The following is a 12,891-nucleotide window of genomic DNA, read 5'->3' on the forward strand; positions in this document are numbered from 1 at the left end:
GTGATGCGGTTCCGCAGCTGCGCACGCGACACCGGGTCGCACGGCATGCCACCCGCGACCGCGTAGGTGACCCCCTGCCCTACACCACAGCGAGACCGACCGCCAAGCAGGGAAAAGAGCGTCGACGCATTGAATCCGAGAAATTTCCGGGCGCCGCGGGGCACCTGTGCAAGCGGTCAGAAGCTACAGTTGCACATGCCGCGGGCCGCCAGAGCACTCAGGATCGGCCCATTACCAGCAGCATCACCGGAGCCCGAAATTTCCGACAAGTTGTTCTCTGATTTATCGGACCGGTTCCACTCACGAGAGGCGACGACTGAGCCCACGAAGAGCCGGTCAGCGAGGCATCAGCAGCTGTTCACGGGGAGGACAGGTTGATCGACGCCAACGATCCGCTGCAGGTTGTGGAGAGCTGGACCGAAGGAAGCCAGCAGGAGGCCGTATCGGTACCGATCCGGTCGCTCCTGCCCGGTCAGGGCCCCCGCCGGCACGGGGTCGACGAGACGCACGTACAGCTGTTGGCCCAGTCCGAACTCCAGCACCCGCCGATCCTGGTGCAGCGCAGCACCATGCGCGTCATCGACGGGATGCATCGTCTGCAGGCGGCACTGCTCCGTGGTGCGGACTCGATTCACGCGCTGATGCTCGACGACGACGACCAGATGGCCTTCCTGCGCAGCGTCACGAGCAACATCAAGCACGGCCTGCCGCTGACCCTGGCCGACCGCCGGGCGGCGGCCGAACGTCTGCTGGAGATGTTCGCGCATTGGTCGGACCGGTCACTCGGCCGCGCCACCGGGCTGTCGGCCAAGACGATCAGCACATTGAGGCAGCGCAGCGGCCAGCCGATGCCGGCCGAGCGGACCGGCCGGGACGGACGGGTCCGGCCGACAGACGCCGACGCCGGCCGGAAAGCTGTCGTCGCGCTCCTGACCGAACGACCTGATGCTTCGCTGCGGGAAATCGCCCGGTTGGCCGGCGTCTCACCGAACACGGTCCGCACCATACGCCGCAAACAGAACGAAGGTGCGGCGGGTTCACCGTCGCCGGCACGGGCACTGTCCGCGGTCAAGGAGGCGCCCGGCGCGCCCGAGCCGAGCCGGGACGTCACCGCGTTGGCGCTGGAGAACCTCGCCAAGGATCCGTCCGTGCGCTACACCGAGGCCGGGCGCACCCTGCTGCGCATGCTGCATCAACAACTCAGCCTGGTCTCCGACCACGACATCATCAACGCTCTTCCACCGCACTGCCTCCCGCTGGTGGCCCGCCTCAGTCGCGGACTGTCGCAGCAGTGGGAGCAACTCTCCGCGCGAGCGGCGATCCGCGTCCAGACCGAGGTGGGTTGAGCGGCCAAACCCGCCGACCGTCCACACGCTGCGATCGTCCGCCCCACCGCACCTCAGCCTTGGCACTTCTTCGGCCACCGCCCGGCGCCGGGCGGTGGCCGGACGCTCGCTCGTCGCGTCGACGTCGAGGCGCAAATATGTCCGGAAGAGCCAGGACTCCGCCCGCCGCAGCTGCACTCATTGACATAGCTAAATAGCCCTGTAATGCTTTTTGCATGATGACAACCACCGCGCAGGAAATGTCCGCGCAAAACGCAGAGGTCTCCCTCAACGAGACCGCCGAGGAATCGTCCATCGACAACATCGAGGGTCTCTTCGAGGAGGTCGACCTCTTCTCGACGGCCCTCATCCAGGGCGGCTGCACCGGCGGCTTCACGTCCCTGTGATCCAACTGTCGCGTGCTAACCGGCCGTCTTTCGGCCGGTTAGCACGCGCTTTCCTGTCATCGGGCAGCCCTATCCGGGAACGCCGACAGGATGTCAATCATTCAGGTTGTCCAGAAAGTCAACCGGTCGGAGCGTACAAGAGATAGGACCCTGCTTTGGAGACGCTAGCTGAGGCTGCCGCAGAAAACGGCACCGACGCCCGTTCCGCAACGTATCGCGCGCACCCTCTTGTGCGCATCGAGCCGGCGGCCAGTGACCTGTGGCTCATCAGCCGAGACGACAGGTTGAACGGACACAAGGTTCCCGCGTCGGCTGCGGGTCTGCTCGTTGCCGCCTTCGCTCCGGGAACCATCTATTCCCTGTCGGAGCCGATCATGGCGGCGATCGGCTCCGTGCGCAGGGCGGAGCTGATCGCCGAGTGGCTGGTCGCCCACGAGTACCTGGTGCGCGATGACGACGCCGAGGCGATCAAGACGCGGCGGTGGCTGGAGTCGTGGGCCGAGAATGGATGGCGGGCCGCCTCCCGCTATCACGCGCGTACTTACGGATACCCCTTCGAGTTCTACGAGGCTGACGGCAACTCCGCGGAGGACGTACGCCGGATGGTCGCGTACAACGCGCAGCAGCCCGACGTCGATCGGGCCCGGCCCCGGCTGCACGACCAGGAGAAGGTGTACGCACTGCCGGACCCCGCCCCGGAGTTGTTCCCCGCGACCGCTTCGGCGGCGACGAACCTTGCGGTAGCGGCGCAGCCGCTGGACTACGACCGCCTTGCGTCGCTGCTCTCCCTGCTGACCCGACCGATTCGTCAGGCCAGGATGCCGTTCGCGGAATCGGCCAACCTGCTGCGGAAGACGAGCCCTTCCGGCGGTAGTCGCCATCCGACGGAGTTCTCCGTCGTCACGCATGCCGTCGACGGGATCGACGACGGTGTCTACCAAGTCGCGACCGTCGACGGTGCGCTGGACCGCATGGATCACCTCGACGCCTCGTCACGCGACCTGGCGGACCTGTCGGGTATCGCCGACGACAACCGCCCCTACGCACTCATATTCTTCAACTCCTATTTCGCCCGGAACCGCTACCGCTACCGGGAACCAAGGACCTTCCGGACGGTGCACATGGATGTGGGCCACCTCATGGGTACTGCCGAGTACCTGAGCCGCGCGAACGGTTGGGCGGTCCGGCATGCCCAGCACCTCGACGGCAAAAAGGTCGCGGACGCGCTCGGCACCGACCACCGCGTCGAGGCGACAATCGCAGCGACTCTCGTACACGCAGCCGATCAGCCTGCAGAAAGCCGGGATTGATGTCCACGACATGGTCGCCACTCCTCGTCATCCGACCCGACCGTGACGCCGCCGTTCTCGAAGACTCCCAGTCGGCGCAGTCGGTCCGCTTCGACGCCGCCGAACTCGCCCGGAAAATCGTGTCGGACGCCCCCGAGGTCGGGGCCCGCGAACTGTCTCCGTCGGACGACCTCGATTCGATCTCGACCGATTGGGTCACGAACGGGTGGCGTCCGAGCCTCGACTACTTCAACTGGTCCGAGCAGATCTCGGAGAGCAGGCGGGAGGCCCGGTATCCGGCCCGCGGCAGTCAGGCTCAGCCGACGCGTCCAGCGACGTCGACGCCGCAGTGGAACTGGGCAGAAGAAGGCACTACGGCCGGCACCGGCGGGGTCAGCGTCGGTGAACTGCTGGTACGACGACGCACGGCCCGCCAATTCGAGCCGGAGCCCTTGTCGCGGGAGACCGTCGCCGCCATCTTCCGCTGCTTCTCCGCGCTCATGGCACCCTTCGAGCCGTCCGGCTCGCTGGCAGGCGTGCGTATGGCCGCCGTCGTGTACGCGATCAACGGCGTCGATTCGGGCATCTGGGCTCTCGACCTCGCCGGCGAGCGAGCCGATCAGCTGACCTCCGGCAGCTTCCGCCAGGAGATGGCCGATCTGATGTGCGGCATGCAGGCACCCATGACGGCAAGTGCCACGATCGTGCTGATCGTCGACTTCCCCCGCCGCCAGGAAATGTTCCCCTACGAGAGGGCCTTGCGCGAACTGTACGTCGAGGTAGGTCGAGTCGCGCAGAAATTCATCATCGCGGCGGAGTCGTACGACTGCGGCGCGCTGATCACCCCGGCGACAAACGACAACGTGCTGGCGGAGTTGCTCGGGCTCTCGGATGACGAGGCACCGGTCTACACCATCACCTTCGGTCGGAAGACCAGCAGGAAAGGCTGACCCACAAAAAATGGCACTCACCGCTGCGGTCGTCCGCGATGATTGGAAATGCGTCCGATTCACGAGCCCTTTCGACGGGCTCTTCGGCTCTGTCGTCGAGGCGGACGACGACGTGCTCGGCGTCGCGTGGGATCTTGACCCCGCACGGGCGGACGAGAGAGCACTGGGTGAGGCTGTCGAGCGCGCCGCGCTGCACGAGCCAGCCCTCGCACCTGTGCGTGCGTCCGCGAACGAGCTCGGCTCGAAGGCCATCCGTCTCGACGACCGGGCGACCTTCAGCCCGGAACAGTGCTCGCAAGAGCCGCTGCTCCGCCCGTTCGCATGGAACGCGCACTCCCAGAACACCTGGGTGACGATGCAGTCTCCGGACGGCGAGGTGTTCGTACCCGCCGACGTCGAGCGGATGCGGGTCCACGACTCGGATCCGACCCGCGTCAAACCGATGACCTCGATCGGCGCCGCGTGCGGGGTCGACTGGGACACGGCCCTCACCCGCGCACTCACTGAGGTCGTGGAACGGCACGCCGTTGCGGCGACCGTCTACTCCGGGCGCCGCGCGGCCCGAGTCCGTCCCGGCGACGACCGGTACTCCGTTCACGACATCGCGGAAATTCTCGGCGGTGCGGCTGACGTGGTCGTCGGGCTGCTGCCCGGCAGCCATTTCGGATTGCAGGTCGCGCTGGCCGCCATCGTCGGCACCCGCGACGGACTGCCGGAGGTGGCCTTCGGGTCGGCCGCCCATGCGGACGCGGCGGATGCGATCCGCTCAGCGGCGATCGAAGCGGTGCACATCTTTCACCTCGGCTGGCGTCTGCTCCGCCGGGGAGACCCCGAGGAGCGGCCGGTGGGCATCAACACCCGGGCGCTGTGGTGGGCGAGGCACGGGCGCGCCCACCTGGGCGACTACTTCGTCGACCAGGTGGCCGAAGCCCAGGGCCCGACCTCGGGCGGACGTACCTGGACCGAGATCGGCGATGCCATCTCCGCAGAGGGGTTCCGCTGGGCGTACAGCGACATCACCCCGGCATGGGCCGCCGGCGCCGTGGTCGCTCGCGCGGTGGTCCCTGCCCTGCTCCATCTCCAGATCAATCCGTTCCCGCTGCTTTACGCTCCGCGCTTCCCGTCCGAGGTAGAGGCGTTCCTCCGTCGCTCGGGTGGCGGGGTGAACAATGACCATCCGTTTGTCTAGTCCAGGAACTCCGGCGGAACCGGTGCCCCCGGTCGTCGAGGAGCGCCAGATCGCCGACGCGCCGTTCACCGGCGGCGGGGTGCCTGGCGCGTCGCGGCATGGCGGAGGCCGGCCGGTGCTGCCGACCGATCAGGCCGTCGTCGTCTTCGAGTCGGGTGGGTGGCGGTCATATCCCACGTCCGGCAGTGATCGGGCACCGTGGCAGCAGCACGGATGGGGCGCCGCCTTCGACCTCGTCAGCGACGCGATGAGGAACGGCTCGTCGCCGCGCACGCTGTCGATGCCCGAGGCGCTTCCCGACCCGTCGAACATGGGAGCGGTGGTCGAGCACTACCCGCCCGTCGTGAGCGGGGCACGTCTGTCGCCCGCAGAACTCTTCGGCGCGGTGGGTCGGTGCCGCCGGCGGTATGCGGCGAAGGGGGTCGGGTTCCACGTCGCGGTTGTCGACGCCGGCGAACTGGGTCCCGGGTGGTACAGCCCGGACGGGACCCTGCTGATCCCGAGAAGCCGGCACGACCTCGGCGAGGAGTTGTCCTCCCTTCTTCCGGTCGCGTACGGCCGGGCGGAGTTCGACGTCGGCGCATCGGTCGTCGTATCAGTGTCCGTCGACGCCGAGCGGGACGCTGCCGACGAGTACATGGAGCAACTCTGGATCGGAGGACTCGCGATAGGCGAGCTCGAAGGGTACGGCTCGGACCTGGGATGGGCGACACGCGGCAACTATGCGGTGCTCGCCGGATTCCATGACGTCGTCGGGCTGGACTCCGGCAGACAGTTGGCTGTCGGTGCTGTCTGCTGGGCAGGGCTGTGACATGGGAGCCGCGTACACGTGGGCTGCGGGAACGACCATGGAGAACGAGGGCTCCGACACCATCCGGATCAGCGCACCGGCGCTGGGCCGGTCGTGGCGCCTGGGCGCGGGCCGCGTCGAGCGGCTTCTGCACCAGGTCGTCGCCGAGGAGTTCGACGACCCGGCCGTACAGCAGTTGATCCGCCTCGGTCTCCTGGTCGAACGCGAAGGTGCCGACGGCACGTCGTGGGGGCCGGTGCGCCGCTACCACGCCTGGAGCGGAATCGATCATTTTCGCGACGGAGCGGATTCGACTGGTGGCCTCCGGGCATCGGCGCTGCGGCTGTTCTCGCAAGACGACCTCGATGCCCTGCGCGAGCCGGCTGTCCCCCAGGGTCGCCGGGAGCAGATTCCCGAACCGTGGGCGGCGGTGGTCTGGACCGCTCTCACCCGGGTGCGCGCCAATCGCCGGCGGTTGCGCGAGGCGGTGCACCCGGCCGAGCTGCTCTACAGCTACGGAGCGGCCCACGGGCTACTGATCGTGTCGCGCGTGGACGGTCGCGTCCTGGTCACTGTGGCCGACCCCGCCTCGTACGGTTCAGGAGTCCGCCTGGCGTCCATGGACGCCGCGGCGGATCCGCGACTTGACGTCCTGGCTCCCCTCGCCATCGGGGTCTTCGGCGATCTCGCCGCCTACCGGAGACGCTATCGCCACGAAAAGGCGTTCCGCGGCTTCCTCGTCGACGGCGGACGGCTGAGCGCGGAGGTCGCTCGCGCTCTTCGGGCGAAGGGCGTCAGCTCGACCACCCGCACGGGCTTCACCGACCCCGCTCTTCTGTCAGCGCTCGGCCTCCAGCCGTTCGTCCATCACCTCGCGGCCGCCTACGTCGCGGACGAGGAGGGCGCCGGCCACCGATACGTCGCGACCCGGGTGGCACCGTGACGACGAGAGGGGCAGGTGGCGCGACGGACCGTTGCACGGGGACGTTCGGGCTGCTCGAGCGCGTAGCCGGGGAGGTTCCCGACCGCCTCGCGCTGGTCGAACCGTTCGTGCGTGGTCTCACCTTCGCGGAGTGGTTGCACGACTCGGTGGCGCTGGCCGCGCGCCTTTCCGAGGCAGGGATCACCAGTGGCATGCGTGTCGGTCTGCTGTTCGACCGCAGGCACTGGATCGATCTGTGCGTCGCCTACTTCGCGGTGCAACGGCTGGGCGCGGTCACTGTCACCGTCTCGGCGGGAGCTCCGGTGTCCGTCCGCGACTTCATCACCCAGGACGCCGGCATCTCCGCATGGATCGCTGCGGACTCGTCGCCGGTGGGGAACGGCCCGGGCGGCGATCCGTATCAGGTTCTTCCGGTCGAGCCTCCGCGCTGTGGGGACCGGGTTCCCCCGCCGGCGACGACCCGCCCCGAGCAGACGGCCGACATTCTCTACACGTCCGGCACGACCGGCCTGCCCAAGGCGGTCGTGACGCCGCACGCGCTCTTCACGGAGGTCTACGCCCGCCCGCCGTCCGCTCACGGCGGCATCGGCCCACCGATCCTGCACGCCTTCCCGATCGGTACGGCGGCCGCGCTCATGATGTTGTACGCCCCGTTCCAGGGCATCGACGGGCCCGGGCTCACGCATCCCATCACCAGGGCGGTCGCGGCGCTGCCGGAGTTCAACACCAATGACGTGTGCAAGGCGGTCGCCGACTGTCAGGTCACCCTGTTGTTCCTGACGCCTGCCATGCTGGCACATCTCACGACGCTCACCTCGTCGCAACGTGAGATGCTCGCGTCTCTGGAGGTAATCCACTGCGGTTCGGCGCCGCTGAATCCGGCTCATGTGGAACGAATCCGCCGGATGCTGCCGTCCGTTCGGGTGGTCAACGCGTACGGAACCACCGAGGCTTGGCCCGCGATGGTGGAGATGCCGTCAGCGGGCGCGGATCCCGATGTCGTCGGGAGACCGGCACGAGGCACCCGGATCCGCATCAGGAGCCTGGAGACGGGGCTCGTCGTCGGCCCGGGCGTCCACGGCCGCGTGGAGATGTCCTGTCCGCGGTTCCGCGGACGCCGCTCCTACCTGCACGACTCAGTGCCCTCGAAAACCTTCCTTCCGGACGGCTGGACGGCGACCGGAGACATCGGTCATCTCGACGAGGAGGGCAACCTGCATCTGAGCGACCGCGTCTCTGACGTCCTCAACGTCGGCGGGGAGAAGCTCTCGGCACGCCCGGTCGAGATCGCCCTCCTCTCGCACCCGATGGTCGAGGCCGCGGCCGTGCTCGGACTCCCGCATCCCCGGCTGGGTGAGTACGTCGCCGCGGTCGTGGTGCTCCGGCCGGGCCGGACGAGCCTGGACGACATTCGCGTGCACCTGCTCGAGCGTCTGCCACCGAAGCAGATACCGCGCCGCGTGTTCGCTGTCGGATCGATGCCCGCGACCGAGAACGGCAAGATCCTGAAGAACGATTTAAAGAATTCGATCGCGCGCGGCGAGGGCACGCTTTCGGAGCTTCGCTGAGGAGAGCGACGTGGATTCGTCTGAGGTACTCGAAACAGTTAGCGGATTCTGGCGGGAACTGCTGGAGACGGATGCGGTGGACGTCGACCACGATTTCATCGCGGCGGGTGGAGACTCCCTCCTCGCAGTGGAGCTGTTGGCGCGGCTGGAAGGAACCTTCCCCGACGCCGGCTTCGACGACCCCGCGAACGTCGGCTGGCTGACGATACGAGCGACCGCCGAACAGATAGTGGCGAGGAGTTCCACCCGGTCGGCGATCGATGCCGGCTCCGGCGACTGAGCCGAGGCCGGTGCGCGCATGCCGCCGACCACTCACCTGACGGGGAAGGGAGCGCTGTGGACGATGCGCGACGTGCTGACGGCCCCGGTGGCTGACGGAAGAGGTGAACGGTGACAGCCGCGAAGCAGAAGCCCGTGTCCCGCGACCGCTGCGGCGGCGACCGTCACGTCGACATGCGGGCGGTGATGGGTGCGTTCGCCACGGGCGTCACGGTGGTGACGTCCGGGCGGGAACTCCCGCACGGCATGACCGCCAACGCGTTCACGTCGGTCTCGCTCGACCCGGCGATGGTGTTGGTGTGCGTGAAGCAGTCCGCCGCGATGCACAGCACAATTCTGGCGAACGGGATGTTCGCGGTGTCGATCCTCGCCGCAGGACAGGAAGAACTGGCGCGCTACTTCGCCAGTCCCAGCCGGCCGCGCGACGAGCGGGAGTTCCGTACCGTCGATTTCCGGCCCGGCGAGCACACCGGCTCCCCCATCATCGAGGGCAACCTCGGCTGGGTGGAGTGCGAGCTCGCCGCCGTGTACGAGGGCGGTGACCACTCCATATTCCTCGGCTCGGTGCTGGACATCGGCCACGGCGACCGCACCGACGCACTGGTGTTCCACACCGGGCGGTTCAGTGTTCTGGCCACGGACGTCCACGGGGTTCGCTGACCCGCCGCTCGGCCCGCCGCCGGCCGATACGAAGGGCCGGGGCCACGACGCACGGCCGAACGGGCGGCGTGCTCGTGGCCCCGGAGCTCCTCATGCCTTACGCAGCCAGAACGTCAGGCCGAGCGTCTCGTCGGTGAAGGACGTCGCGTCTGCCCACGTCGGCCGCCCGAGGGTGAAGTCCGTCGCGAGCACCTCGTCGGCCACCAGCTTCTGATGCTCCGTCAACGCCGTCAGGGTGTCAGCGGTCGCCTCGTAGCGGAGTTCGATGCGATCGGCGACCTCCAGGCCGGTGGCCTTGCGGGCCTCCTGGATCTGGCGGATCACGTCCCGCGCGATCCCGGCGAGGCGGAGTTCCGGCGTGATGTCCAGATCCAGCGCCACCGTCGCACCTGCGTCGTTGGCGACCGCCCATCCGGCGCGTGGAGTCTCGGTGATGACGACCTCGTCCACCGTGACGACCACCGCCTCACCGTCCACGTCGACGGTCGCCTCACCTCTCGTACGGAGGGCGTTGGCGAGGGCGGTCGGCTCGGCCGCCATAATCGCCGCGGCGACGCCTTGGACCGCCTTGCCGAACCTCTTGCCCAGGGGGCGGAAGTTCGCCTTCACCGTCGTGTCCACGAGTGAACCGCTGGTGGCCGTGATGGGTGCCACCGAGACGACATTGAGCTCCGACGCGATCTCGGCGAGGAGTTCCGCCGGCAGGTCGGCGAAACCTGCCGCGGACACGACCGCGCGGGACAGCGGCTGGCGCGTCCTGATGCCGGAGTCGGCGCGGGCGGAGCGGCCGAGTTCGACGAGCCGACGCACGAGAAGCATCTGCGCCGACAGTTCCGGGTCGATCAGGGACAGGTCGCCGGTGGGGTATGCGGCGAGGTGCACGGACTCCGCCGCACCGGGCGTGACCGGAACCACCAGGTCCTGCCATACCCGCTCGGTCACAAACGGTGTGATCGGCGCGAGGAGGAGCGTCAGGGTGGACAACGTCTCGTGAAGCGTGGCCAGGGCGGCCGGGTCGCCGTGCCAGAAACGCCGGCGGCTGCGGCGAACGTACCAGTTGGAAAGATCGTCGATGAACGTGGACAGCAGCCGGCCGGCCTCGTGGGTGTCGAAGCGCTCCATCGCGGCGTCCACGTCGCGTACCAGGCTGTTGAGCTCCGACAACAGCCATCGGTCCAGCAGCGGGCGGCTACGGGGCGCGGGATCTGCCGCCGACGGCGACCAGCCGGCGGCACGGCCGTACAGCGCCCCGAAGGACACGGTGTTCCAGTAGGTCAGAAGAGTCTTGCGGACGACCTCCTGAAGCGTGTTGTGCCCGACGCGCCGGGCCGACCACGGGGAACCGACAGCGGCCATGAACCAGCGCACCGCGTCGGCACCGTGCTCGTCCATCAGCGGGATGGGTTCGAGGATGTTCCCCAGGTGTTTCGACATCTTGCGGCCGTCCTCGGCGAGGATGTGGCCCAGGCAGACGACCGTTTCGTAGGCCGACTTGTCGAAGATGAGGGTGCCCACCGCCATGAGGGTGTAGAACCATCCCCTGGTCTGGTCGATCGCCTCCGAGATGAAGTTCGCCGGGTACCGCTTCTCGAAGAGTTCGACGTTCTTGTGCGGATACCCGAATTGCGCGAAAGGCATCGAGCCCGAGTCGTACCACGCGTCGATGACTTCGGGCACCCGGCGCGCGGTGGCGCCGCATCGGCAGTCGAAGGTGACGTCATCGATATAGGGACGGTGCGGATCCAGCTCGGACAGGTCGGTCCCGGCCAGCTCGCTCAGCTCGGCCAGCGAGCCGACGCAGGTCAGGTGGTTGTCCGGGCAGCGCCAGATCGGCAACGGCGTGCCCCAGTACCGACTGCGGGACAACGCCCAGTCGACGTTGTTGTTCAGCCAGTCCCCGTAGCGGCCGTACTTGATGTTCTGCGGCTGCCAGGTCGTCGCCTCGTTCTCGCGCAGCAGCGCTTCCCGGATGGCTGTGGTGCGGATGTACCAGGACGGCTGCGCGTAGTACAACAGCGCCGTGTGACAACGCCAGCAGTGCGGGTAGCTGTGCTCGTACGCCTCCTCGCGGAAGAGCAGTCCCCGCTCGGCGAGATCCGCCACCAGGACCGCGTCGGCACTCTTGAAGAACGTGCCGCCGACGAGCGCGAGGTCGGACTGGAACGTGCCGTCCGGACGGACGGGGTTGACCATCGGAAGACCATACGCACGGCACGCGGCGAGGTCGTCAGCGCCGAATGCCGGCGCCTGGTGCACCAGGCCGGTGCCGTCCTCGGTCGTCACGTACGTCCCGAGGATGACGAAGTTCGCGTCCTCGACCTGGACCAGGTCGAATGGCCGCCGGTAGGTCCAGCGTTCCATGTCCTTGCCACTGAAGGAGTCGCCGACGACGGTCCATCCCTCACCGAGTGCGCTGCCCGCCAGCGCCTCCGCGACAACGAGCTGCTCCTGGCCGTCGGTCATTACGACGTAGGTGACGTCGGGATTGACCGCGACCGCGACGTTGGAGACCAGCGTCCATGGGGTCGTGGTCCACACGAGCAGGGAAGCCTGGCCCGCCAGGGGGCCCGAGGTGAGTGGGAACCGCACGAACACCGACGGGTCGGTGACCACCTCGTACCCCTGGGCGAGCTCGTGATCGGACAGCCCCGTCCCGCAACGAGGACACCAGGGCGCCACGCGGAAGTCCTCGACGAGCAGCCCTTTTTCGAAGATCTGCTTCAGCGACCACCACACCGACTCGATGTATTCCGGGTCCATCGTCCGGTAGGCGTCGTCCATATCGACCCAGTAGCCCATGCGTTCGGTCAGCCGGGCGAACTCGTCGGTATGCCGGGTCACCGACTCGCGGCACCGGGCGTTGAACTCCGCGATACCGAAGGCCTCGATGTCGCGCTTACCGGAAAAGCCGAGTTCGCGCTCGACAGCCAGTTCCACCGGAAGTCCGTGGCAGTCCCAGCCGGCCTTCCGCGCGACATGGAAGCCCTTCATCGTCTTGTACCGGGGAAAGACGTCCTTGAACACTCTGGCTTCGATGTGGTGCGCCCCTGGCATACCGTTCGCCGTTGGAGGCCCCTCGTAGAAGACCCATTCCGGCCGCCCCTGCGATCTTTCCAGGCTGAGGGCGAAGACCTTACGATCACTCCAGAATTTGAGGATGCCGTGATCGATATCGGGAAAGCTCGCCTGCGCGGGCACAGCGCGGTACATGGATCCTCCAACGAAGCGGTTACCGAACTTCGGTGGAGGGACGAGGCCCGGGCCCCGCGGTACCACCCTCCTTGGCCACAGCGCGCGGCCCTCTCGTTAAGTTGTGGTCGGGTCTACTCGGCGTGACGCCTTTCTTCCGACGGCTCCAGGGTGATCTTCCCGCTGCGCACACCCCCGGGCTTCCACCATCCCCGGGTCTCTGCTGGCTGCGTGCAGTGGTACTCGTCCCTATCGACGCCTTTCCGGGCCAGTGTAGCCCATCGCGCCGTTCGGCCGATGGC

The 12,891-nt window shown here is 67.8% G+C and carries 11 protein-coding genes; 10 read left to right on the plus strand and 1 reads right to left on the minus strand.

All coding sequences use genetic code 11. The features are described 5' to 3' along the window. Positions 1-374 precede the first annotated feature (374 nt). The 10 genes from KBX43_RS17685 (at position 375) to KBX43_RS17730 (ending at position 9,400) form a co-directional block, all read left to right on the plus strand. Positions 375-1,346, plus strand: a complete 972-nt coding sequence (locus KBX43_RS17685) for a ParB/RepB/Spo0J family partition protein (protein WP_104114718.1) — start codon at positions 375-377, stop codon at positions 1,344-1,346. A gap of 215 nt (positions 1,347-1,561) precedes the next feature. Continuing rightward, positions 1,562-1,732 (plus strand): hypothetical protein, encoded by a 171-nt coding sequence (locus KBX43_RS17690; RefSeq protein WP_157539106.1) that lies wholly within the window; start codon positions 1,562-1,564, stop codon positions 1,730-1,732. Between the two features lie 155 nt (positions 1,733-1,887). Next, positions 1,888-3,042, plus strand: a complete 1,155-nt coding sequence (locus tag KBX43_RS17695; RefSeq protein ID WP_124778785.1) for a nitroreductase family protein — start codon at positions 1,888-1,890, stop codon at positions 3,040-3,042. Beyond that, positions 3,042-3,971 (plus strand): nitroreductase family protein, encoded by a 930-nt coding sequence (locus KBX43_RS17700; protein WP_069087895.1) that lies wholly within the window; start codon positions 3,042-3,044, stop codon positions 3,969-3,971. Before KBX43_RS17695 ends, KBX43_RS17700 begins: the two co-directional genes overlap by 1 nt. 10 nt (positions 3,972-3,981) lie before the next feature. Beyond that, a complete protein-coding gene (locus KBX43_RS17705) occupies positions 3,982-5,160 on the plus strand; it encodes a YcaO-like family protein (protein ID WP_210885628.1) in 1,179 nt (392 codons plus the stop codon). Continuing rightward, positions 5,141-5,971: a hypothetical protein gene (locus KBX43_RS17710; RefSeq protein WP_146074881.1), complete on the plus strand. Its 831-nt coding sequence runs from the start codon at positions 5,141-5,143 to the stop codon at positions 5,969-5,971. Before KBX43_RS17705 ends, KBX43_RS17710 begins: the two co-directional genes overlap by 20 nt. A gap of 37 nt (positions 5,972-6,008) precedes the next feature. Beyond that, on the plus strand, positions 6,009-6,893 hold the full coding sequence (locus KBX43_RS17715) for a hypothetical protein (protein WP_209960898.1): 885 nt from the start codon (positions 6,009-6,011) through the stop codon (positions 6,891-6,893). Then, on the plus strand, positions 6,890-8,461 hold the full coding sequence (locus KBX43_RS17720) for a class I adenylate-forming enzyme family protein (protein WP_210885631.1): 1,572 nt from the start codon (positions 6,890-6,892) through the stop codon (positions 8,459-8,461). The genes KBX43_RS17715 and KBX43_RS17720 overlap by 4 nt, the downstream gene beginning before the upstream one ends. Positions 8,462-8,471: 10 nt before the next feature. Beyond that, positions 8,472-8,741, plus strand: a complete 270-nt coding sequence (locus tag KBX43_RS17725; protein WP_069087898.1) for a phosphopantetheine-binding protein — start codon at positions 8,472-8,474, stop codon at positions 8,739-8,741. A 173-nt stretch (positions 8,742-8,914) separates the two neighbouring features. Then, positions 8,915-9,400, plus strand: a complete 486-nt coding sequence (locus KBX43_RS17730; protein ID WP_043330434.1) for a flavin reductase family protein — start codon at positions 8,915-8,917, stop codon at positions 9,398-9,400. A gap of 90 nt (positions 9,401-9,490) precedes the next feature. Here KBX43_RS17730 and ileS read toward each other — a convergent pair whose 3' ends face one another. Next, positions 9,491-12,610 carry an isoleucine--tRNA ligase gene (gene ileS, locus KBX43_RS17735; protein ID WP_043325338.1) on the minus strand — a complete coding sequence of 1,040 codons (3,120 nt, stop codon included), beginning with the start codon at positions 12,608-12,610 and terminating at the stop codon, positions 9,491-9,493. Between the last annotated feature and the right edge of the window lie 281 nt (positions 12,611-12,891).

The organism is Micromonospora sp. C41 (assembly GCF_018070485.1).
GTDB lineage: Bacteria > Actinomycetota > Actinomycetes > Mycobacteriales > Micromonosporaceae > Micromonospora > Micromonospora chalcea.

Coding starts and splice junctions, on each gene's coding strand:
- KBX43_RS17690 (WP_157539106.1), top strand. CDS start 1,562: ATGATGACAACCACCGCGCAGGAAATGTCCGCGCAAAACGCAGAGGTC.
- KBX43_RS17710 (WP_146074881.1), top strand. CDS start 5,141: ATGACCATCCGTTTGTCTAGTCCAGGAACTCCGGCGGAACCGGTGCCC.
- KBX43_RS17700 (WP_069087895.1), top strand. CDS start 3,042: ATGTCCACGACATGGTCGCCACTCCTCGTCATCCGACCCGACCGTGAC.
- KBX43_RS17730 (WP_043330434.1), top strand. CDS start 8,915: ATGCGGGCGGTGATGGGTGCGTTCGCCACGGGCGTCACGGTGGTGACG.
- ileS (WP_043325338.1), bottom strand. CDS start 12,610: ATGTACCGCGCTGTGCCCGCGCAGGCGAGCTTTCCCGATATCGATCAC.
- KBX43_RS17705 (WP_210885628.1), top strand. CDS start 3,982: ATGGCACTCACCGCTGCGGTCGTCCGCGATGATTGGAAATGCGTCCGA.
- KBX43_RS17715 (WP_209960898.1), top strand. CDS start 6,009: ATGGAGAACGAGGGCTCCGACACCATCCGGATCAGCGCACCGGCGCTG.